21 protein-coding genes and 1 tRNA gene are annotated in these 22,909 nt (G+C 45.4%); 15 read left to right on the top strand and 7 right to left on the bottom strand.

Annotation, left to right across the window (positions count from 1 at the left end; translation table 11 throughout):
• Window positions 1-21 precede the first annotated feature (21 nt).
• The gene (locus AC060N_RS00695; RefSeq protein WP_479525468.1) at window positions 22-1,254 is read right to left on the bottom strand and encodes a hypothetical protein; all 1,233 of its coding nucleotides are present in this window, start codon (window positions 1,252-1,254) and stop codon (window positions 22-24) included.
• Between the two features lie 131 nt (window positions 1,255-1,385).
• Between AC060N_RS00695 and AC060N_RS00690 the strand changes: the two genes are divergently transcribed.
• Together AC060N_RS00690 and AC060N_RS00685 are read left to right on the top strand one after the other, a co-directional pair.
• Window positions 1,386-3,251 carry an Ig-like domain-containing domain gene (locus AC060N_RS00690; RefSeq protein WP_479525467.1) on the top strand — a complete coding sequence of 622 codons (1,866 nt, stop codon included), beginning with the start codon at window positions 1,386-1,388 and terminating at the stop codon, window positions 3,249-3,251.
• A 145-nt stretch (window positions 3,252-3,396) separates the two neighbouring features.
• Window positions 3,397-3,684 carry a hypothetical protein gene (locus tag AC060N_RS00685; RefSeq protein WP_153640915.1) on the top strand — a complete coding sequence of 96 codons (288 nt, stop codon included), beginning with the start codon at window positions 3,397-3,399 and terminating at the stop codon, window positions 3,682-3,684.
• 52 nt (window positions 3,685-3,736) lie between these two features.
• Here AC060N_RS00685 and AC060N_RS00680 read toward each other — a convergent pair whose 3' ends face one another.
• On the bottom strand, window positions 3,737-4,126 hold the full coding sequence (locus AC060N_RS00680; protein WP_479525466.1) for a DUF3859 domain-containing protein: 390 nt from the start codon (window positions 4,124-4,126) through the stop codon (window positions 3,737-3,739).
• A gap of 100 nt (window positions 4,127-4,226) precedes the next feature.
• On the opposite strand from AC060N_RS00680, the gene AC060N_RS00675 reads away from it, so the two are divergent.
• A complete protein-coding gene (locus AC060N_RS00675; protein WP_479525465.1) occupies window positions 4,227-5,855 on the top strand; it encodes an amidohydrolase in 1,629 nt (542 codons plus the stop codon).
• A 1-nt stretch (window position 5,856) separates the two neighbouring features.
• Here AC060N_RS00675 and pdxH read toward each other — a convergent pair whose 3' ends face one another.
• A complete protein-coding gene (pdxH, locus tag AC060N_RS00670) occupies window positions 5,857-6,492 on the bottom strand; it encodes a pyridoxamine 5'-phosphate oxidase (protein ID WP_479525464.1) in 636 nt (211 codons plus the stop codon).
• A 256-nt stretch (window positions 6,493-6,748) separates the two neighbouring features.
• Between pdxH and AC060N_RS00665 the strand changes: the two genes are divergently transcribed.
• From AC060N_RS00665 to AC060N_RS00645, 5 genes are all read left to right on the top strand, one after another.
• Entirely contained in the window at window positions 6,749-7,642 is an 894-nt protein-coding gene (locus AC060N_RS00665) for a hypothetical protein (RefSeq protein WP_479525463.1), read from the top strand.
• 6 nt (window positions 7,643-7,648) lie between these two features.
• Window positions 7,649-8,410, top strand: coding sequence for a class I SAM-dependent methyltransferase (locus tag AC060N_RS00660; protein ID WP_479525462.1), 762 nt, complete (start codon window positions 7,649-7,651; stop codon window positions 8,408-8,410).
• Between the two features lie 148 nt (window positions 8,411-8,558).
• On the top strand, window positions 8,559-9,011 hold the full coding sequence (locus tag AC060N_RS00655; RefSeq protein ID WP_479525461.1) for a DUF3192 domain-containing protein: 453 nt from the start codon (window positions 8,559-8,561) through the stop codon (window positions 9,009-9,011).
• Between the two features lie 299 nt (window positions 9,012-9,310).
• Window positions 9,311-11,887: a beta-mannosidase gene (locus tag AC060N_RS00650; RefSeq protein WP_479525460.1), complete on the top strand. Its 2,577-nt coding sequence runs from the start codon at window positions 9,311-9,313 to the stop codon at window positions 11,885-11,887.
• 296 nt (window positions 11,888-12,183) lie between these two features.
• Window positions 12,184-12,645, top strand: coding sequence for a DoxX family protein (locus tag AC060N_RS00645; protein ID WP_479525459.1), 462 nt, complete (start codon window positions 12,184-12,186; stop codon window positions 12,643-12,645).
• A gap of 164 nt (window positions 12,646-12,809) precedes the next feature.
• Here the strand turns inward: AC060N_RS00645 and tsaA are convergent, their stop codons facing one another.
• Window positions 12,810-13,292 carry a tRNA (N6-threonylcarbamoyladenosine(37)-N6)-methyltransferase TrmO gene (tsaA, locus tag AC060N_RS00640; protein ID WP_479525458.1) on the bottom strand — a complete coding sequence of 161 codons (483 nt, stop codon included), beginning with the start codon at window positions 13,290-13,292 and terminating at the stop codon, window positions 12,810-12,812.
• A 490-nt stretch (window positions 13,293-13,782) separates the two neighbouring features.
• Here tsaA and AC060N_RS00635 point away from each other — a divergent pair, with 490 nt between their 5' ends.
• Window positions 13,783-14,808 carry a 2-hydroxyacid dehydrogenase gene (locus tag AC060N_RS00635; RefSeq protein ID WP_463229155.1) on the top strand — a complete coding sequence of 342 codons (1,026 nt, stop codon included), beginning with the start codon at window positions 13,783-13,785 and terminating at the stop codon, window positions 14,806-14,808.
• Here AC060N_RS00635 and AC060N_RS00630 read toward each other — a convergent pair.
• Window positions 14,805-15,740, bottom strand: a complete 936-nt coding sequence (locus AC060N_RS00630; protein WP_479525457.1) for a helix-turn-helix transcriptional regulator — start codon at window positions 15,738-15,740, stop codon at window positions 14,805-14,807. The two genes, AC060N_RS00635 and AC060N_RS00630, sit on opposite strands and share 4 nt — an antisense overlap.
• A gap of 170 nt (window positions 15,741-15,910) precedes the next feature.
• Between AC060N_RS00630 and AC060N_RS00625 the strand changes: the two genes are divergently transcribed.
• The 6 genes from AC060N_RS00625 (at window position 15,911) to AC060N_RS00600 (ending at window position 19,706) form a co-directional block, all read left to right on the top strand.
• Window positions 15,911-16,126: a hypothetical protein gene (locus AC060N_RS00625; RefSeq protein ID WP_479525456.1), complete on the top strand. Its 216-nt coding sequence runs from the start codon at window positions 15,911-15,913 to the stop codon at window positions 16,124-16,126.
• A gap of 102 nt (window positions 16,127-16,228) precedes the next feature.
• On the top strand, window positions 16,229-16,900 hold the full coding sequence (locus AC060N_RS00620; protein ID WP_479525455.1) for a DUF7847 domain-containing protein: 672 nt from the start codon (window positions 16,229-16,231) through the stop codon (window positions 16,898-16,900).
• 166 nt (window positions 16,901-17,066) lie between these two features.
• The gene (gene mtnA / locus AC060N_RS00615) at window positions 17,067-18,170 is read left to right on the top strand and encodes an S-methyl-5-thioribose-1-phosphate isomerase (RefSeq protein ID WP_479525454.1); all 1,104 of its coding nucleotides are present in this window, start codon (window positions 17,067-17,069) and stop codon (window positions 18,168-18,170) included.
• A gap of 7 nt (window positions 18,171-18,177) precedes the next feature.
• Complete coding sequence (locus AC060N_RS00610; RefSeq protein WP_479525453.1) at window positions 18,178-18,777, top strand: class II aldolase/adducin family protein; 600 nt, start codon at window positions 18,178-18,180, stop codon at window positions 18,775-18,777.
• A 36-nt stretch (window positions 18,778-18,813) separates the two neighbouring features.
• Window positions 18,814-19,560 (top strand): S-methyl-5'-thioadenosine phosphorylase, encoded by a 747-nt coding sequence (gene mtnP / locus AC060N_RS00605; protein ID WP_463229145.1) that lies wholly within the window; start codon window positions 18,814-18,816, stop codon window positions 19,558-19,560.
• Window positions 19,561-19,632: 72 nt separating this feature from the next.
• A tRNA-Ile gene (locus AC060N_RS00600) sits at window positions 19,633-19,706 on the top strand.
• A 208-nt stretch (window positions 19,707-19,914) separates the two neighbouring features.
• Here AC060N_RS00600 and AC060N_RS00595 read toward each other — a convergent pair.
• Together AC060N_RS00595 and AC060N_RS00590 are read right to left on the bottom strand one after the other, a co-directional pair.
• Complete coding sequence (locus tag AC060N_RS00595; protein WP_479525452.1) at window positions 19,915-21,171, bottom strand: hypothetical protein; 1,257 nt, start codon at window positions 21,169-21,171, stop codon at window positions 19,915-19,917.
• A 36-nt stretch (window positions 21,172-21,207) separates the two neighbouring features.
• Window positions 21,208-22,878 carry a SusD/RagB family nutrient-binding outer membrane lipoprotein gene (locus AC060N_RS00590; RefSeq protein ID WP_479525451.1) on the bottom strand — a complete coding sequence of 557 codons (1,671 nt, stop codon included), beginning with the start codon at window positions 22,876-22,878 and terminating at the stop codon, window positions 21,208-21,210.
• Between the last annotated feature and the right edge of the window lie 31 nt (window positions 22,879-22,909).

Here is a 22,909-nt window from a genome sequence, read left to right as displayed (position 1 = left end):
TCTAATCTTCGCCGGCTTTTTTTATTGAATCCGCCATTCATTTGCTCGCTCGTATCGATGAATCGCCTGCCCCCACAGCAACAACGGATCACGCGTTTTGCTCATTGCCTCGTAAGCTAGTTCTGTCAACTCTTCAATGGCAGGACCAAAACGATAGAAGAGCTCCATGAACCACGCCTCATCGATACCGGTTTGCTTTGCCTCGTAGAACTTCTGCTGTGCAACCTCAAATACCCGGCTAATGTGGCGGTCTTCTTCTTCCGGAAACCAACCATCCGGATTCTTCCATTCGGTAATTTCAGGAAAAAGTACCGATAACTTCTCCCCCATTTCCTCAGCAGGAAAATCAGGGATTGTCAAATCCGGCTTTACTGGTTTGGCCGAAGTTCGTTTCGGGTTTTCGACAGGTGAAATATCTTCCTGACTGAGCGAAAAAAGCTGTTTCAATTCATCGATAATCTGCTTTTCATCGTTTTCTGTATTCTTCGCGAAAGCAGCAACCTGAACACCTTCTTTTCCTAGTGAAAGAATATAGTCAACAGCCTCCCCTGAAATACGAACCGGATTGTTCCACTTGGTGTCAGGCAAACGAACTTCGAAATGAAAAAGCCGGGAGTCAGCAGCCAGCTGAATGACGCGTTCTGCCTTAATCTTTTTCTTCTCCTTTGAAATCAGGCCTTCCAACTGCAAAACTCGTCCATCCCGGTCGGTTACTTTAACAAAGTTTCCGACCAGTGCACCTTCGCGTGAAGCTGCTTTCAACCACTCCATCACCAAACGGGAATGGTTGTACCGGTATTCACGGCAAAGAATTCCATGCGGACAACCTCTTTCCTTAAAGAAAGAGAATTCAGGGTAGTCACCTAACTTTAAAGTTCCGGCTTTCTCCGAGTGATTACTTACAGCTAGTTGGTTGTATGACCGGGTAATTAATTGATTGTTGAGTGCATTTCCCCGCAGCCAAACCATTCGTTGCTGCAGAAAAAGATGCGGATCAGATTGCTGCATATGTGCAGCATAATCCAGTCGTGATCCAACACCGGAAAGCTCCTTCATGGTTTCTGGAAACATGCGGGTAAACCGGAAATCATCCTGCCTTTCAAAATCATCTTCACAAAACACTGCCACTTTCTTTCCGACGGCAGCAAACTGATATGCCAGCAAAGCTCCCGGCAGGTTCACTCCCAGGAAAACAACATCAAAATCCGTTTCATTTAAATCGTTAAAAATCCTTGCAGACGGGGCTTTCTTCATCTATTTCTCCTTCCTTTCTGAGAATATCGGACCAAGTTACCGGTTTTACCGAAAAAAAGAATGGCGGGTAAAACCTCTTTAGGCCAGTTTTCGTAAGTTTGTAGCGTTTGCAAATCCATAATATCAACAGTTTGGACAAGAAATTTCCTTATCTAATCATCCTTGTATTTGGCTCATTAGCATTGTATACCTCGTGCGCCAACATGGGTATGCCGTCGGGAGGTGCCAAAGATACCATTCCACCGGTCGTTATTCGAAGCATTCCGCAGGCCAATCAAACCAACTACAAAGGTGACGAAGTCAGATTATATTTCGACGAATTTGTGGTACCAGAGAAATTGAACGAAAAATTTGTCATTTCTCCTCCCATCGACAAACGTCCCATTTTCCGGACCAAAGGAAAATCGCTGATCGTCGATTTAAATGGAGCAAAGCTGAAAGACAGTACCACCTATTCGCTCGACTTCAAAGATGCTATTGTCGACAACAATGAGAAGAACCCCTTAAAGAATTACCGGTTGGCATTTTCAACAGGCCCCGATCTTGATACGCTTCGCGTTGTTGGCTTTGTATTGAATTCGTTCAACCTAGAGCCGTCGGCGGGCACATATGTCATGCTGTACAAAAATTTATCGGATACCGCTGTTCTGACGACCAAACCCGATTACATTGCCAAGACCGATGACAACGGCTTCTTTGCCGTGACCAATCTGCCGAAAGCAACCTACAATGTCTATGCAGTCACCGACAACGACAACAACATGATGTTGACATCGACGGCCGAACCGGTGGCATTTCTCGACTCGACGGTGACGCCTTCAGCGAAATATTTCCCGAAACAGGATACAGCTGTTGTTGGAATGGACACCTTGCTGGTTTTTGGGAAAACCCGCTTTTATCCAAATCCGCTGTACTTACTGCAATTCGAACAACCCTTTTTCGACCTGCGGCTGGACAACGAAACTAGGCCGACCCGGAAATATGTTGATTTAACGTTCACACAATCGGTAAAAGACACCTTTGATATTCAGCTATTAAACTACGAACCCAAAGGCAACTGGAAATATATTGAACATTCGGCCAACGATGACTCACTTCGCGTCTGGTTGACCGATTCGATGGTGTATAAAAAAGATACACTCAAGTTCCGGGTTACCTATGAACAGCAAGATTCAACCGGAGTGAAATATGCTTACAACGACACCATCAATCTGTATTTTAGTGATGCCCCTACCGACAAAAAACGTGGAAGGAGAGATCGCAGAAAGATTGAAAAGAAAGATGTCAATGTATCGCTCAGTTTGAACACTCGCTCCAACGGCTTTGATGTGTACAAGAACGTTTCGGTGGAATCGCCGGAGCCTGTAAAAAGTATGGACACCACCATGATTCATCTGTTTGTGAAGCAGGATACGGTGTTCAATCCGATCGATTTTAAAATCCTACCGGATTCCATTAACAAACGACGATTTTTTATCCACTATCCGTGGGATTACAAAACCGCCTACCGATTGAAAATCGACTCGGCAGCAGTTACGACTATTTACGGAGCGGTATCAGACAGTGTGGAAAATACGTTTGTCACGCAGGACGAAGAGCACTACGGCAAGATTAATTTTGCCATTCAGAATGTAACAGGACCAACAATTATTCAGCTAGTGAAAAATGACGACAAAGAAGAAGTTGTCCGGTCTAAAACCATCTACAAAGATGGCACGGTTGAATTTCCTTACCTCGAACCACAGAAGTACAAGGTGAAGGCTATCTTCGACCGAAACGATAATGGAAAATGGGACACTGGAAATTTGGAAGCTCATGTGCAACCGGAGGAGGTATTCTATTACCCTGAGGTGCTGAAGTTACGTTCCAACTGGACGATGAATCCAACCTGGCAACTGTCGACCCAGGAAGTTTTCAAAAAAGATATTGTCGATAAAGAAAAACAGGAAGAGGAAGCAAAACGGAAGAAAAAGGAACGCAACAGCAAGGCTTTTTAATCTTGGTAAAAAGCAAACCGATTTGTATCTTGCTTTGGGCTGAAAACAACCAGCCGCTCCTGTTTTACAAACACCGAACTGCTTATGCGGCGTCAGCAGTTCGCCTGAAGAAATTGATGCCGTTGACTACAGAAAACCGACCATTATGGCAAGTGTCAGAAGATTGAAAAAAGACATCGTTGAGCTGACAGCACAACTTATCGGCGATTGCATCGACTACGTTGAATACTTCGATAATGCAGACGAAGAAAAAGCCGTCGCCATCATCAGCGACGCGGTAAAAATGCACAACGAAGCCATAGACAGAGCCAATCACCCCGATGGGAAAGACAATCCCAAACTGGTGAAAGCCCATTACAACAAACTTCAGGAAGATTTTGTGAAGGGCATTGATGATGCTTACGCCGAACTCGAAAAACTCGTAAAAGAATAAACCGCTTCGGCGGAAAAACAGGAAAGGAATCATCGAGAGGCTGGTTCCTTTTTTATTTGGCAACCAGGCGCAATGTTTTTTGGGCAACAATTTTTCCATCCAGCCAGGTGGTCATGGTCCAGTTGCCCAACTTATCTTCGAGAGGTTCCCAGATGCAGTCGCCCAGGAAAAATTCGTAATCGTTGCTTCGAATGTATTGTTCCCCGGTAAATGGCGGCGCTACTTTCCCTTCCTTATCGGGAAACGAAGGATGGTCGATACGGAAATCCAGTTTCTTACCTTTTCCATGCCGTATTTTCAACACATAGCCAAACTCGGTTCCGATTTCCGCTCCAACCGTTTCCGTAATCGCCACCAACCTCGGAATCGATTTGCTTTGCCTGTCCCATTCGGCATATTCACCGTAACTGTAAAGTTCGATTTCTACTTTGCGTTTCGCCATCCGGTCTGTTTTCTGCAAAAATAAACAACCATCCACTTTTTCGAAAATCGGGAGCCGGATGAAATTCGTTATCTTAGCGAGAACCAAACACTTTCCTGACATGATTAAATATGCACTCGTTATGATAGCTTCCACCATTTTGTTCACCATGCCGGCTCAGGGACAGAAGGCCGACCTCATCATTAAAAACGCCAAAATATATACCGTCGATCCGGAATTTTCAGCGGCCGAAGCATTGGCGGTAAAAGACGGTCTATTTATCGGCGTTGGTTCCGATGAAGAGATACTGAAAAAGTATACCAGCGACAATATCATCGATGCTGGCGGAAAAACCATCTATCCCGGTTTCATCGATGCACACTGCCACTTTTTGATGTACGGTCAAACGTTGCAGAAAGCCAATTTGCGGGACACGAAATCATTTGAAGAAATACTCGAAATTCTGAAAAAGCATTACCAGGAAAATCCGGAAGGCTGGCTCGAAGGAACTGGCTGGGATCACAACGACTGGCCGGTGAAAGAATTTCCGGATAACCGAAAACTGAATGAGCTTTTCCCTAATATACCGGTTGTTCTAACACGTATCGACGGACACGCCGTGCTGGCCAACAAAGCGGCGATTCAAGCTTCAGGCATTCGGGCAAATGATTTTGAGGAAAGTGAAATTATCCGTGAAAACGGAAAGATGACCGGCATTTTTTTGGAAAATGCCGCCGATGCACTAAAGAAAGCGATTCCTCCGGTTTCCCGGAAAGGAAAAGAAACAGCGCTGATAAAGGCCCAACGCAATTGCTTCGCTGTCGGCCTCACATCAGTACACGATGCCGGCCTTCCGCATGATGATATAGCCTTAATCGATTCGCTGCAGGAGAAAGGCGATTTAAAAATGCGCATTTACAGCATGATGTCTCCCGACGAGAAAAACCTGGCACAACTGGTCAAAGGACCCATCGTCAAACCCCGATTGCATGTGGCATCCATCAAGCTTTATACCGACGGTGCTTTGGGATCGAGAGGTGCCAAACTGTTAGCGCCCTATTCCGATGCTCCGGAAACGTCAGGGATTTTTGTGAATGAAAAAGACTACCTGGCAAACATCTGCCGGAAGGCTTACGAGACCGGATTTCAAATCAACACCCACTGCATCGGCGATGCTGCAGTGAAACGAATGCTCGATATTTACCAGGAAATTCTCGGCGGACCGAACGACCGTCGCTGGCGCATCGAACACGCCCAAATTGTGGCGCCGGAAGATTTTGCCCGTTTTGGCCAATACAATGTGATTCCCTCGGTGCAAACCACACATTGCACCAGCGATATGTACTGGGCCGGTGACAGAATAGGGGAACGAATCAAGTACGCATACGCCTACAAGCAATTGCTGGATGAGAATGGCTGGCTGCCCAACGGTAGTGATTTTCCGATTGAAGAGATCAATCCGATTCTGGGTTTCTATGCCGGAGTGGTCCGAAAAGATCCGGCCGGATGGCCTCCGGAACGCTTTCAACCCGAGAATGCGATCAGTAGAAAAGAAGCGTTGCGAGCCATGACCATCTGGGCTGCCAAAGCGGCCTTCGAAGAAAACGAAAAAGGTTCCATTGAGCCGGGAAAACTGGCTGATTTCGTCATGCTCGACATCGACTTGATGGAAGCCAAAGAAGATCAACTTGTCGATTCGAAAGTGCTGATGACCGTTTCCAACGGAGAAGTGGTTTACCGGAAGGAATGAATCAGGGAGCCAGGCGAACCAATTTCCAGCTCTCTTCGTCACGGCGATATAAAACGCGATCGTGCAGACGGTTGGCCCTTCCCTGCCAGAACTCAATTTTGTCGGGAAGCAACCGGTAACCACCCCAGAAATCGGGCCGTTGGATAGCTTCATCGCCAAGCTCTTCCTGCTTCTTTTTCCACAGTTCTTCAAGTGAAGAGCGGTCCTTCACTTCTTTACTCTGGGGAGAAATGGCCGCACTCAATTGGCTTTCGGCAGGACGCGACGCAAAATAGGAATCCGATAACTCCGGACTGGCTTTTACCACATGCCCTTCTACCCGGACCTGGCGTTCCAGTTCGGGCCAGAAGAAGAGAAGTGCTGCCTGGTCGTTCGCTTCCAGTTCTGTTCCTTTTCTGCTTTCGTAATTTGTGAAAAAGAAGAAACCATCGTGGCTGAAATATTTCAACAGAACAATCCGCGCCGACGGTTTTCCTTCTGCGGAAGCGGTAGCCAATGTCATAGCAGTGGGGTCGGAAGTTTTGGCGTCGAGCGCCTCATTCATCCATATCTCGAATTGTCGGATCGGGTCGTTATTTACTTCTTTAGGATCGAGCTGTTTTAACTGATACTCTCTTCGTACCTCGGATAGATTCATTTCGACTGTTTCGGTTTATCATCACTTGTCAAAATAACCGGAAAAACAATTCTGTAAAAGTTTTCCGGCTACGGTATCGTGAGTCTTAAAACAATGCTTCAACATATTTTGTTGTCCAATATCGGAATATCATACCCGAAAAAGCAGAACATTTTTTGCGATTCTACCCCCACCAAAGACGTTTGATCAGGACTAAAATAATATTACTTTTGTACGTACTCTAATTGGGTTGAAACCTTTGCAATACAGGGAAAACATGGCAAATCAGGAAAATAAATCATCAGCCGACAAACGGAACAACATTATTGTTATCGTTTTGGCTGTTTTGTTAGTTGTTGTCGGAGTCCTCTTCTTCTTTCAACGGAGGAATAACCAACAGATGGTGCAACAACTAAATGTGGAGAAAGATTCAATTCAAGCTGAGCTTTCCAGGATGGTCGTCTCTTATGACTCACTACATACCGAGAATGACACACTAAGCACGCACATCGATATGGCCCGTACACGCGTTCAGAATCTGCTAACGGAAATAGAACAACTGAAAAAAGCCAGTTATTCGCAGATTTCCAACTACCGTGATGAAGTCAATACATTGCGGGGAATCATGCGGAATTACATCGTTCAGATTGATTCGCTCAATACGCGGAATAAAATCCTGATGGCCGAAAACAAACAGGTGAAGCAGCAGTATACCGAGGTGCAAACCCAAAACAAACAGCTGGAAGAACAAAAGAAAAAGCTGCAACAAAAGGTTTCGCTGGCAGCTCAGCTCGATGCATTGAACCTCTCCGCGACAGGCATCAACCGGAAAGGAAATGACACACCCAAGTCGAGAAAAATCGAAAAAATAAAAGTGAGTTTCACGCTCAGCAAAAACGTAACCGCCAAGCGTGGCTCCAAGAATATTTACGTCCGCATTCAGCGCCCCGATCAGCTACTGTTGGTCAAATCGAAGGACAATGTTTTCAAATTTGAAGATTTGAAAATTCCTTATTCTGCCATGCGTACTGTTGAATACGAGGGCGCCCAGCTTCCTGTAAATATTTACTGGGACAATACCGATGAACCTCAGTTGATGGACGGTATCTACACCGTCGATGTGTTTACTGACGGTTTCAATATCGGAACCACCACCTTCGAAGTGAAATAATCGTAATTGAAATACCGAAAGCCGGAGCAGTCCATGTATCATCTTCCCGAACTGAAAAAACAGCTAAAAAACCGCAACGCCGGGCACCTGCTCGACGTCGCCACAGGTGAAGGTGACTTTCTGGCTTTCTTGTTGGATGCATTTGCCTTGTACGAATCGGGTACGGGATTGGATATGAATCCCGCCAACCTGAAAGTAGCCGAAGAAAAGCTTTCGCAAGCTACAATTACCTTGGTAGAAGGAAATGCCGAACAACTGGACTTTGAAGATGAGTATTTTGATACGGTAAGCATTTCGAATTCGCTGCACCATTTTCCCAATCCCCGAAAGGCACTAAAGGAGATGACCCGGGTACTGGCGCCTGGAGGATTGTTGCTGATTAGCGAGCTCATATGCGAAGATTTAACCCCTGCGCAGGAGGCTCATCTTTCCTATCATCATCTCAAAGCGGACATGGATATGACTTCCGGGCACTTTCACCGTCATACCTTTACGCAGGATGAAGTGGTGAACCTGGTGGAAGATCTCCCGATGGTTGTGGACAAAGTTTTTCTGGCTTTCGACAAAGAACCGATGTTGAATTCCAGCGAGCGGATGTGGCGATTTTTCCGAATGCTCGACGAACGGGTAAGCGAATTTGCCGGTCATGACAGGGGAAAAGAATTCGAAGAGCGGGCCGGAACGGTCAAAGAAAGCATTTCCACACATGGCTTTATGCGCCCGCCCCAGGTTTGCATCATGGGATTGAAGAGCGGTTTTGGACGTTAATAACATCAAATAGTCCTCTTTTACCGATATCGGAATAATATCCACAAATATCAGCAGTTACAGCATTATTTTTTTACACCGATAGCTTTGGTTACCGCCTTTTTTGTTATTTTCGATAATAATTGATTTTCAACCTGAACCCACTGCGATGAAAAAGTTATTGCTATTTAGCCTGACCGGATTTATGTTTATCATAAGCTCCTGCGTATCGCCGGGAAAAATCCGCACAACCAACAAAAACAACATGTTGCAAATTGAACCGGGGATGTCAAAGTCCGAAGTGATTAGCATCATGGGAGGCGTGGAAACCAAGCCCGATGAATTCGGGAAACTTCAGGTGAACCCTTACCATTACGAAATGTTTGAGGTAAATCCCTCCGACACAGTTGAAGTGTTGTGGTACTATACCGACCAGGTTTATGCCGACGGTATCGTTAATCAGGCCGAGTTAACCCCGATTGTTTTGGATAATGATAAGGTGGTAGCCATTGGCTGGAAGTTTTACCAGAATTTCTTCAAACGGAAGAAACTACCTTTCGAAAAACGCAATGCCGAACCAGTTGGTGAACAAGCAACCACCGATAATTCGGAAACCAAATAGCCGGTTAAAATATTAGTGTGCTACAAAAAAAGGGGTCAGACAGCTGGCCCTTTTTTTATATCTCATCCCAACTGCAGCACAACTCGGCAGCATATTTCTACTCTTTAGACTCAGTCAAACCGAACTTTCTGACTCCCGGTTACATCAGAATTTATATCTTGAGGGCTCAACTGATTTCTGAAAGCTTAATTATACATAATAACTAAGCCTGCTAACCGTTATTGGAGAGTAAGAAGCTACCAGACCATTGACAATAATGGCTGCATGTGAAAAGAGAACCAATTACCAAACACAAGTACATGAACAAACTAAAAGCATTGGCATTGATGGGATTGATAGCGCTGATGGGCTGTAGCAGTGCGTCGCACCAGGCCATTAAGGTGGAATTAAAAGATGGCTGGCAGTTCAGTCAGGCTCACAAAAATGATTGGTTGCCGGCCAATGTACCCGGTTGTGTACATACCGACCTGATGAAAAACGGCAAAATTGAAGATCCGTTTTACCGGTTAAATGAACATGATGTGCAATGGATTGATAAAGTTAACTGGGAATACAAAACTACTTTTCAGGTAACGCCAGCCATGATGCGCCATGATCGGATTGCTCTTGATTTTAAAGGTCTCGATACCTATGCTGACGTATTTGTTAATGACGAGCAGGTACTTTCGGCCGACAATATGTTTCGCGAGTGGCAGGTTGATGTGAAGGATGTCGTGAAAAAAGGCAAAAATGACTTACGTATTGTCTTCCGCTCACCGATTGAAGAAGGAATTAAAAAATACGATGCCAACGGTTACGTTATTCCCGTTTCGGACAACGACCTGGCCGAATTGGGAAAAGTTCCCGGCGATAAAAAAGTTTCGGTTTACACGCGAAAAGCAGGATACGATTTTGGCTGGGACTGGGGCCCGCGTTTGGTTTCCAGTGGTATTTGGCGTCCGGTGTACCTCAAAGCCTGGGATTCCGACCGGATCGCCGATCTGCACATTGTTCAGGACAGCGTTTCCAAAACGCAGGCAGAAATGACCGCTGTTTTCGAAATTGATGCGGAGAAAAATGGTCCGGCGCAATTAACCGTCAGCAACGATGGCCAGATTCTGGCAACCGCCAATGTCAATTTGCAAAAAGGAACACAAACCTACCCGGTTAAATTTTCCATCAAGAATCCCAAACTTTGGTGGACCAATGGTCTGGGTGCACAAAATCTATACACCATCAACGGTGAGGTGAAGAATGATGTTACCACTGCCACCCGATCGGTACGTATTGGTATCCGGACACTCAAATTGGTTCGCAAGAAAGACGATAAAGGCCGCACCTTCTACTTCGAGTTGAATGGCGTGCCTGTCTTCATGAAGGGAGCCAACTATATACCCAATGATATTTTCCCGTCAAGGGTAACCGACGCAAACTATAAAAAAGTAATTGAGACTGCTAAAGAGTCGAACTTTAACATGCTGCGCGTTTGGGGCGGTGGCATTTACGAGAACAATATCTTCTATAATCTTTGCGATGAAGCCGGTATTCTGGTTTGGCAGGATTTCATGTTCGCCTGTGCCATGTACCCGGGCGATAAGGCTTTCCTGGACAATGTAAAACAGGAAGCCATCGACAACGTGAAACGGCTGCGCAATCATCCGTCCATCGCGTTATGGTGCGGAAATAATGAGTGTTTAGTTGCATGGAAACAATGGGGCTGGCAGCAGAAAGAGGAAACAAAAAACAAAGCGGACGCCGATTCTATCTGGAAGTCATATACTACCATCTTCCACGATATTTTGCCTTCAGTAGTCAAAAAATACGATCCTTCTCGCGCTTACTGGAGTTCCAGTCCGTCTTCAGGTCCCGGCGTAGTTCCTGATTTGGTGAGCGGCGACGAACACTACTGGGGCGTTTGGTGGGGAAAAGAGCCATTCAGCAGCTACGACACCCATCTGGCCCGTTTTATGAGCGAATACGGCTTCCAGAGTTTCCCGGAACTGAAAACGGTTAAACAATATGCCGAACCGAAAGATTTCAACATCTATTCCGATGTGATGAAATCGCATCAGCGCTCATCCATTGGTAACGGTACCATTGTGGAATACATGGATCGTCACTACAAGAAACCGAAGAATTTTGAATCGTTCCTTTACGTAGGCCAGGTTTTGCAGGCTGAAGGCATAAAAGAGGCCATGGAAGCGCACCGCCGGGCCATGCCTTATGTGATGGGCTCGCTGTACTGGCAACTCAACGATTGCTGGCCGGTAGCATCATGGTCGAGTACTGATTACTACCAGCGCTGGAAAGCACTACAGTATTTCGCGAAAAAGGCATTTTCTCCGGTGCTTATTTCGCCTATCGAAACGAGGAAGTTCATCAAAGTGTATGTGGTGAGCGACCGCCTGAAGGCATTTGAAGGGCAGATTCACCTGCAAATTGTCGATTTCGACGGAAATGTCTTATGGCAAAAAGATGTGGAAACTACTATCAAACCCAACGCTTCCGAATCGTATGTCGATTTCCGGAGAGACAATGTTTTGAAACCCATCGACACGCATCATTCGCTGTTGGTTTGCACGGTTTCAGAAAACGGCAAAACGCTTTCAACAAATAATTTATATTTCCACGACATCAAATATTTGCCGCTGCCGAAAGCACACGTCAAAGCGGAACTGTTTGAACTGCCCAATGGATACAGCATCACGCTTTCGACAGATAAACTGGCGAAAAATGTTTATCTGAGCGCAGATACCGATGCCGACTTGTTCTTTACCGACAACTATTTCGATCTGTTGCCGAACGAGAAGGTAACCATCGAATGTTATACCAACGGAAAAAGTGTTCCGAACCTGGCTGATAAGCTAAAAATCCAGACACTTGCCGATACGTATTGATAACGAGATATTATTTCAACAAAGAACGAAGGCTGCTTCTTTTCAGAGGCAGCCTTTTGTTTTGCCAATATATTGTATTCTGAATGGCAGTAACGCTTGCTGAAAATAACCTAATGGAACTTACCAGAGGCAAAAGCGTATACACCCCAAAAAAGTCTGAGTTTTCTATTTATTTTCCTTCGATGGGAGACGTTGCTTAAACATTCACGTTCAAAAAGAGTAGAAGATTCGTTGAAATTCCCCAGTGACCTTAATGGTGGTGTTTTGAAATTCAGGTATCATTTAAATTATATACAATGAAATTAAAAAATCTGCTTATTACTGACACTTCAAACGTTCTGGCACTGATCGCCAGGTTGGCCTTAGCCATCGTAATCTTCCCGCACGGAGCCCAAAAACTTTTGGGTTGGTTCGGAGGCGGTGGTTTTGAAGGAACCATGGGTTTTTTAACAGGTACAATTGGTTTGCCTTATGTAATTGGACTATTGGTCATCATCATCGAATTTTTTGGTTCGCTGTTCGTTTTCTTTGGATTCCTGACAAGAGTAGCAGCCTTCGGAATCATAGCAAACTTTATAGGAGTTGTACTCAGTGTCCATATCCATGCCGGCTTTTTCATGAACTGGTACGGACAAGCCCATAAAACAGAGGGGCTGGAATATTTCATTTTGTTGTTTGGACTGGCCATTATCGTGCTGATAGCTGGCGGAGGCAAAGCCAGTATCGACGGGAAATTACCGATAAATTCCAGGAAATAACGACTTCAACCATCGAATATCGTTGGAAATTTTGAATTTGATTATCGGGCCTTAGTATCGAACGACAGTTCCCGATACGACAAATTCAGAACAGTCCCAAAGAAATAGATTTAGTATTGCCAGGGGTGAATAATTATGTATTCGCTCTCTGGCAATATTCATAATTACTTATCAAACCGGTCATCCGATTGAATATCCTTCATCCGGTTCTCTTTGTCCTCGACCCAACCCCATTTTTCGACCGCATGATCATCGAACTGCGGAACATACGGTTTGATATCCAGTAGTGGCGTGCCATCCAGCATGTCCACATTTTCCACTTCCAGAATATTGTTATCGATGCGCAGCAATCGAACGACTGACATGCCGATGGCATTCGGCCTCCTCGGAGCTCTTGTAGCGAAAACACCGTGCTTCTCATCGTCCAGAAACGGCTTTACCTGCAACTCGAAACCATTCGATTCATGAAAATAATACACCAGGAAAATGTGGGAAAACCCATCCAAATCGAGCAAGCCCGGTACAAATTCCTCTTTCAACTCAACCCGGCCTTTGGCGCCTTTCGCTAAACGCGACTGAATGGGCATTCCTTCTTTGCTTCTAAAAGGAGTGAAAATGGTTCCGATGGGTTGAAGTGCTATCGACATAAGTCCGTAAATTTTTGATGGACGCCCTTCATCGGGCAACTTTCAAGGTACGAAAATCGGGTATAAATACCGCACCGCATCCGATACGTATCCAGACTCTGAATGAGCAAGCGCCAGTAGTTACCAACAACGGGGATATCAGATGAGGTTCAGCCAGAATTTCATGACGCTAAACAGATTTCCGTTTCCTTCATCCTGAATTTCATGACGCCAAACAGATTCCAGTTTCCCTCATCCTGAATTTTTTGACGCTAAACAGATTCCTGTTTCCCTCATCCTGAATTTTTTGACGCTAAACAGATTCCTGTTTCCTTCATCCTGAATTTCATGACGCCAAACAGATTCCAGTTTCCCTCATCCTGAATTTCATGATGCCAAACAGATTTTCAATTGAGTTATCAAGATGGCCGGAAAGAAAAAAGCCCTGCGAACCTTTGATTCACCCGACTGTTTTCCTTATGAATTGTGCAATGAAACGAAAAAACAGAGGATGACCGAAGAGAAAAAACAGCCACTGATCGCCCTATTCGATACGAAACCCTACGACAAGGAAGTATTCGATCAACTGAACAGCGAGTACGGCTACAAAATAAAATACTTTCAGTACCACATTACCCCCGACAACTGCATTTTGGCAAAAGATGCCGATGTGGTGGTTGTGTTCGTCAACGACATCATTTCCAAAGAAGTGATTGACCAGCTGACAGGATTCGGTGTAAAGCTGATTGCCCTGCGTTGCTCAGGCTTCAACAACGTCGATTTGAAATACGCCAAGGGGAAAATCCCCATTGTCCGTGTTCCGGCATATTCGCCTAACGCCATTGCTGAACACACCGTCGCGTTAATGATGACGTTAAACCGGAAAATTCACCGGGCCTATTTCCGTACCCGCGATTCCAACTTCACCCTCAACGGGCTGATGGGATTTACCATGCAGGGAAAAACGGCCGGGGTCATCGGGACCGGAAAAATCGGGAGAGCGCTGGTGAAAATCCTGCGGGGCTTCGACATGGAAGTGCTGGCCTACGATCCTTTTCCTGATAAGGAATACGCGAAGAAGGAAGGATTCCGCTACGTCGACCTCGATTCGCTGATGCAAATGTCAGACATTATCTCGCTCAACTGTCCGCTGACGCGGGAAACCAAATGGCTGATTGACAAGGACGCCATCGACATGATGAAACCCGGCGTGATGATCATCAATACCGGACGTGGAAAGTTGATCAAAACCTCCGATCTGATTGACGGTTTAAAGTCGGGGCAGGTTGGCTCAGCCGGTTTGGATGTGTATGAAGAAGAGAGCGAATATTTCTTTGAAGACCTTTCTGACCGCGTGTTGTTCGACGATACCCTGGCACGCCTGCTCACCTTCAACAATGTTATCATTACGTCGCACCAGGCATTCTTCACCCGCGAGGCGATGTTCAATATTGCGGGAACCACCATGGGAAATATCCGGGCGTTTCTGGAAAATAACGAGCTGTTAAACGAAGTTGTATTTAATCCCAAAAGCTAAAGGTCCGTTTTCTCTTTGATGAGATTCGCCAGCTGCGTACGGTTTTTCACGAACGTCTTGAGGTAGATGCGATGCGTGTGATCTTTCACGGTTTGCAAGCTAATAAACAGTTTGTCCGCAATGTCCTGATTGGTTAGCCCTTTACAGATTTCCAGGACGATTTCCGCTTCGCGTGGAGAAATCTCGTATTTCCGACAGAAGGATTTGAACGACATGTTTCCTTTGCCGGCTCCTTCCGACTCCATCATCGACAAATCGGCGAAATAGGTAAGGAAAATAGGAAGAAAAGCATTTCCCAGGAAATAGAACAGGATAAACACGGCACCGATGTAGTGATTTTCACGGTAGAACTCCAGAAAAATACCCTGAACAACGGCAACAATCACAAATCCTACTGCCACCCATAAGCGGTCGGAGAAATTCAGACTTTGCTTCTTCCCATCCATCAAAATCAGGATGGCAGCCAGTAAAAAAAAGAGTGAATTGAAGGAAATGTAGTAATACTTTAGTAGTATCATGACCTCCATATTGGGATAACGGTAAATCGCTCCCCCTAAAATCGCCAGACCAACCAAATTAAAAAGCAAGAAAAATATGATAAATGAGCGACGTGTCGAACGCCCGGACATCTCGATAGAAGCTCTCACCAGCATATACCAGGATGCAACCAAAAACGGAATTCCGATGAATGTCATAATGCCGGTAATCCGCTCTGTCAAATCTGTTTGCACGAATGAAGAAATAAAAGCCCGAAGAAGCACACTTCCCCAAAGTCCGTAGAAACCAAAGGCATACGTAAATATCTGAAAGTATTGAACCGATGTGAGGAAACGTGTCTCGAAACGATTTCTCAACCGTTGCGACAACATTACACCACCAGCTGTGAGTGCAGAACTAAATGCAAATATGACGAGCAGCAGATAAATTAGCATAACATAAAAATACACAATTTTATCGTAACGCGTTAAATAATAGTTGCCCTACTAAAGTAGTGTTGCCTCCTACCAAAGTAGGAAAAAGTTCGAACACTACTTCCGTCGCTAAAATCCGGCTCTACCCCGTCGTAATTTTGGATTAGAAATTCAATCAAAAACGATTGGCCATGAAAGCAACAACAAATACAAAATCGGGAAATCAGGTAAACAGAATAGTAACCGAAGGAAAAGATTGGGTCATGAATCACCTCGTATTTATACTCGTGGCTGTCGCGTTAACGATTCTGGTCGCCACACCTCAGCAAAAACAATCGCACGAGGTACAGCATCACTCCTCACCACAGGTGGTCTCCATCCTGGTAGGAAAATGCACATTAAAGTAACGAAAACGGCAAAACACTACTTTGGTAGTTAGCCTGTAAATAAAGGGATGCATAGTTTTACATCATTATAATATCTGTCAAACAAACGAAAAAACATATGCCATGAAAGCCATTGATTACAAACAACTGAAACCCGGATCCGGAAAAGCCTTTGGCTTCGGATGGGAGGTCATGAAGACCTATTTTCTCCACCTGTTCCTGGTGGTAATGGTCTTGTCCATTTTGGACTTTCCAATGAAAATAATGCAACACGACGGAAACATGGGATGGGCTATTTTTCTTGCGAGTATTTTTGGGCTGGCCTACTATTTCCTGTTTCTTCCGATCATTAAATACGCGGCCGATTTGATGTTCATTCAGGCAGTTAGGGGTGAAAAACTCGAAGTAGAAACCATTCTTGTTGGATTCAAAAATTATCTGAATATCATTTTGGCAAATCTTTTAACGGTAGCCATTGTCGGGCTTGGATTTGTGGCTATTATTCTTCCGGGAATCATTTTCGCCTGCCGACTGGTTTTTGTATCGTATCTGGTGATGGACAAACACCTCGATCCGATTTCAGCCGTAGAAGAAAGTTGGCGGATGACACGTGGGCACGGATGGCGGATTTTCTGGATGGCTATTGTGTCCTTCTTCATCTTTCTTGCGGGATTAATCATGTTAGTTATTGGAATCATTCCCGCTAGAATCTGGGTCAAATCCTCATTCGCAAGCCTTTACCAAGCCGTACTGAACGAAACGGAAGGCATTCCGGAACCCGAACCTGCACAGTAAACGCAAAATATCAGTTAGCCAACTAAAAGCTCCGGAGCTCTCCGGGGCTTTTTTTCTTTCGCAGAATCACTTTTTCAGGAATATGACGAAGTTCCGTGGTGCTTTCACAAAGCCTTCTTACTTTTATCCGGAGAAATTCTCTTAAAAACAAGCAAAACCTGCACCAGTGAAAGTTAACGATCAGCATTATCATACCATTTGGGTAAACGAAAACGATGCAACCATAATCGAAGTCATCGATCAACGTCGTTTGCCCTTTTCCTTTGAGACAATACAACTCAAAAATGAAGCCGATGCCTTTGAAGCCATCCGCAACATGACGGTTCGGGGAGCGCCGCTCATCGGCGTGACGGGTGCCTATGGAATTTACCTCGCCCTTTTACATTTCGATGAAAAGATTTCCTTGCGGGAATACCTCGATGAGAAAGCAGCATTTCTGAAAACAGCCCGACCGACGGCTGTCAATCTCGCCATTTTGATTGACGAAATGGTTGACGCGTTAAGCGATATTACAGACAAGGGAATGGCAGTAAATCTGGCTTTACAGAAAGCAAACGAATTCAAGAACCGTGAAATATCGTGGTCGGAGCAAATCGGCGAATACGGCTGTGAGCTCATCGAAGAGATTAGTAAAAAGAAGAACGGTGCACCCGTCAACATCCTCACACACTGCAATGCCGGCTGGTTGGCCTGCATCGATTGGGGAACGGCCACCGCTCCTATTTACAAAGCCTTTCTGAAAGGCATCCCGGTACATGTTTGGGTCGACGAAACCCGGCCTCGAAACCAGGGAGCCCGACTGACCGCGTGGGAACTGGGTCAGGAAGGTGTTCCGCACACCGTCATTCCCGACAACACAGGCGGCCACCTCATGCAACACGGCATGGTCGACATTTGCATTGTGGGGAGCGACCGAACGACCGCCACCGGCGATGTTGCCAATAAAATAGGCACTTACCTGAAAGCACTGGCGGCAAAGGACAATCAAATACCTTTTTATGTAGCCTTGCCTTCCAGCACATTTGATTTCAACCTGAGTGATGGCATTCAGGAGATTCCCATCGAGCAACGAGATGCTGCAGAGGTCAATCAGATGGAAGGCATTTCTCCGGAGGGAGAAATTCAGACCGTACGTATTATGCCGGAAGGTAGTCCGGTAGCCAATTACGGCTTCGATGTTACACCCGCCCGATTAGTCACCGGCCTCATCACCGAACGAGGGATTTGTAAACCCAACCGCGAAAGCATATCTTCTCTATTTCAGAAATAGTTACTGAATGTTACAGGAAGAAGGATATATCAAATTCAACTGTCACTGGAATCAGCAAACATTGAATTTTCCGTCAAAGGCGATAGAAGAACTGAACCATTGGCGAACCAAACTCTATATGCAACAACTGATTGGCGTCTATCCGGACGGAATTGGCTTTGGCAATATCTCCATCCGGCTAAACAACGAGAACCAATTCATCGTTACAGGGTCGGCTACCGGCTATTTTCGGGAAACCGGTCCGGAACATTATGCCCAGGTCGATTCGTTCAAAATAGCAACCAATGAAGTTTGGTGTACCGGACAAATCAAGGCTTCCAGTGAATCGCTATCGCATGCCATCGTTTATCAAACCTTGCCGGACGTAAATACCGTTGTTCATGTACACGATTTGAAGCGATGGGAGAAATGGAAAAACGTGTTGCCCACAACCGGTGAGCAGATCGCTTACGGAACGCCTGAAATGGCGACGGAAATCGCCCGGCTTCTTTCTATTCAGGGTAACCGGGAAAAAGGAATACTTATCATGGGAGGTCACCGCGAAGGAATTCTGGCATTTGGAAAATCGTTGGAAGAGGCCTGTGGAATTCTCCTGAGTCTTGAATAACTTTATAAAACAGAAATAAAAAACGGAAGCAAACAGATGAAGTACATTGCCATAATTGGTGGTTCAGGACTCGAAAATCCTGATATTTTGGAAGACTCGAAACGAATTGATGTAGAAACGCCTTACGGCGAACCCAGCTCCGATTTTCTCACCGGAAAAATTAACGGGGTCGATGTCGTCATTTTGTCACGACACGGGCGTGAACATACCATTCCCCCCACCCAGGTGAATAACCGGGCCAACATATGGGCCATCAAAGAATTAGGCTGCACCCATATCCTGTCTACAACAGCGTGTGGAAGTCTGAAAGAAGACATCAAAAGAGGCGAGTTGGTGGTTCCCGATCAGTTCATCGATTTTACCCGGAGACGACCCGTTACCTTCTTCGACAAATTCAAACCCGGCAAAATGAAACACACTCCCATGGCCGATCCGTTTGAAGAAAGTTTGCGCGCCCGGTTATTACAAAGTGCAGGAAAACTCAACATCAAAGCGCACGATGGAGGAACGGTGATAACCATTGAGGGACCCCGTTTTTCGACCCGTGCCGAATCCCGGATGTTTCAGATGTGGGGCGCCGATATCATCAACATGTCGACCGCACCCGAAGCCATTCTGGCCAACGAATTAGGAATTCCTTACGCTACCGTTGCCATGGCAACCGATTACGATAGTTGGAAAACCGATGAAGCCCCGGTTTCCTGGGAAGAGATTCTGAAGGTATTCAATCAGAATGTAGAGAATGTCACAAGCCTTTTAACGAAAGCCATCGGGTTAATCTAAAAACGAACAAAATGCTTGTGAAATACGGGACAAATCCGTAAAATTGCAATCCGAAATTCTAAGCGAATTTCCGGGCCCATAGCTCAGTTGGTTAGAGCGGATGACTCATAATCATTAGGTCGCTGGTTCAAGCCCAGCTGGGCCCACAATAAACAAGGCACTTTCAGCGATGGAAGTGCCTTGTTTATTTTCAGGTCAGCTACAACAAATTTGACAGATTCCTACTGCTCTATCTTAGGATCTTTCGCAATTGAAAGAGAGGCTGCCTACATTACGCAGACAGCCATAATAGTTAATGCTAAGTAGTATTCTCTTCAGCGTTATAATCCAATGATTAAGTCTTCTTGGCGCTTATTACTGTACGGTTACCATATCCACATAATAGCCATGCCCTACGCAAAGAAATCCGCTTTCATCCTGAATTTTATTTAGGACCTCTTGTGTTAGCTGGACTTCCTTTACACCGTCTTCCGAGAATTCGATTACAGAAGTGCCTGGTAAATCATTCCACCAGCCGGTAGTGGTCCGTAACTGATGATAATCGTCTTCGGGGGCTACTGAATAGTGGATACTCAGGACTGCACCGGCTTTTAACGTGGCAAACACATCGCTGCCAATCAAGTTGAAAGTTTTGTTCGGACTATCGTCCGGAAGATCCCACGATACGTAATGGTGTCCTTGCCAGAGCACTGTGGTTGAAGAGACAGTGACTGTCTGTTCGGTAAAGACGTCCTTATCACGATAGAATTGTAAGTCTGTTCCGCTTTTTGTACTACCTGTCAGTTTGTATTCCCCGTCTTCCAATTGGGGACAGGTAAGTGCGATTTCCGTGGGCGACTGCCGTGTGAACTCGGTGATAGTTTGTCCTGCGAATGTCAGTGAAGCAATCTGGTCGAGATTGATACCGGTCATCACCCATTCTCTATTCGCATTGGTTCGGTCGGCTCCCGAAGTGATAAGCGCCGTGTGTGTGACTTTGACAATATTGCCACCATACTCGTTATTGTCATTGTCTACCAGTATTACGCGATGCTCACCTTCGGCCAGGTCGGCAGGAACTTCATATTCGATATAGGCATTGTCTTCTGAATCGACATAAACGATATTGGTGATGGTTGTTCCATCGATGATAATGCTCTTCACGTTGCTGAGATTATTGCCATAAAGTCGAGCGTTTATCCCCGGCGCAATGATACGCTCGAAGCCTATTTCTGTTGCCCATGGATCATCCGGTAACGGATTGATTTGTACAATACCCTCGCGATAGGTCGATTTACCGGCTTCGGTTGAAACGGTTACTTTAAAATTGTATGTACCTGCCTTGAGACTGATATCGAGCGTCGTTCCGGTTTGTACTTCAGCTCCGTCGATCTGCCATGAAATAGTGGTATAATCGGCCGGAGTGACTGTCAGTTCCATTGTCAGGTTGGCATCCCTGTTTATATTGGCGATGACAGGCAGTTCTCCGTTTACACGATCTGGGAAAACGGGGTCGAGTATCCGCGGGTAGTCACCGGCGGTAGCTGTTGAGAACGGATCTTCGTTGTTGCACGCTGTGAACGTAAAACTCGCAACAAGTACAGCAAGTAGTATAAAATATATCGTTTTCATATTTCTTCTATTTACTTCTTTATTCTTATTCCGTAATTATTTATTCCACCATACGCGCGTGTGCCAGCTATCATTACCACCCATTCGGTTCAATGCGTCATCATAATTTGCTTTGTTGTATGACGATTCGAGTACCGGATAGCAAAGGCGTACCGGAATTTCAGTACCTCCGGTGAGGAACTGGCCGAAGCCGTAATCAGCAGGAGATTTAAGCACGGGATAGCCTGAGCGGCGAACGTTGGCCCAGCACTCGGCCGGGTTGGTAAGATGGAGAATCCATGCTTGTGTATTAATCGCTTTCTTTTTCTGTTCGTCGGTGTAGCCTATGCTGATATTCGGGATGAACGTATTGAATTCGTCGTCGGATACAACCTCACAATTATAATTATCGGTCAGAAAATCCATAGCTGCCCGTACTCCTTGAATATACAGGTCATTAACAGAGGCATCCCCAACATTCCATCCGTTTAATTTGGCTTCCGCTAACAGAAATTTCACCTCTGCCGAAGTCATCACGACCCCGGGATTATCACCTCTGAGAAAATTATTGGCCAGTTTGGGTTCGGTTTCGCGAGCTACACTGGGGTTGACTGAAGGATTGGTCTTGGCAAGTTCCTTCAATATATCGCTGTCATAACCGGTAGGCCATGGTTCCCAGGAGAAAGCTCCCGGATCGCGGGGGTTAGTTTGGACGCCTTTGGCGATTATCTCGTCAGTTAAATCAATACGATTGTCGGGACTTGTGGCACTCATGAGCCCATCGTAATAGAAGCGAGCGATTCTGAAAGTACGGGGGTCGCCCGTGTTATAAAGTTGGTTGTACAAGGTAGAACAAAGATAGCTGGGATTATTGGCAGGGTCGTTTCCGAAGAGTAACTGCGATAAGGCATTACCCCGATAATCGGAATAAGCTTCCTGGCCAAAGCTGAACGAAATATCCATGTACTTGATAAGTGCGTCGTCGCTGGCATTCTCCAGGATTCCGCCATCGGCTTGCAGCGCTTTTTCAAACTCTTCCTGAGCCTTTTGTGGCGCTACATCGGAAATTCGCATAGCAAAGCGCAGACGAAGAGAATTACCCAGTTTCTTCCATTTTGCGATGTCTCCTTTGTAAATAACATCGCCCGTAATTTTGTCTTTGCTGGCGTCAAAGTTGGCAACAGCAGCACTTAACTCCAGGAAGAAATCGTTGTATATCTCTTCCTGCGTGTCATAACGGGGATTGAACTTTCCTTCGAGAAAACCCTTGCCAGCTTCGCTGTAAGGTGCATCACCATAAATGTCCGTGATAATAGACATGAGATAGACTCTGTATATACGCAAAGCTGAATTAATATTCACTTTTAGGGTGTCGTTAGCAGTACGGTACTCTGCATCCGTGATGTTCTTGATGGCCGTTGGATAAAATGATGTCCAGATACGGCTCATCTCACTGTTATCTTGTGTGTGACGTCCTCCATAATTTGTGGTATTCCAACATCCCATTAGCTGTTGATTGAATGCATAGAGATAGTTTCGATAGATCTCGACCATACCCAGGTCACCATAAGTTTGCAACTGTGCAGTCGTGAGTTGGGCATTGGGGTCAATAGAAGCAGCCTTCGAGGGGTCGGTGTTCATATCTTCCATGTACTTATCACTGCAAGCAGTAAAGAACAGGACAGAGGTCACCAACATTATTACTATATAGGATAGATTGTATTTCATTGTATTATATTCTTTGTGAATGAATTAAACT

Source organism: Prolixibacter sp. DSM 2831 (assembly GCF_056493735.1).
Note: the sequence above shows the minus strand (reverse complement) of the source record. Positions and strands in the feature narration are given on the sequence as shown.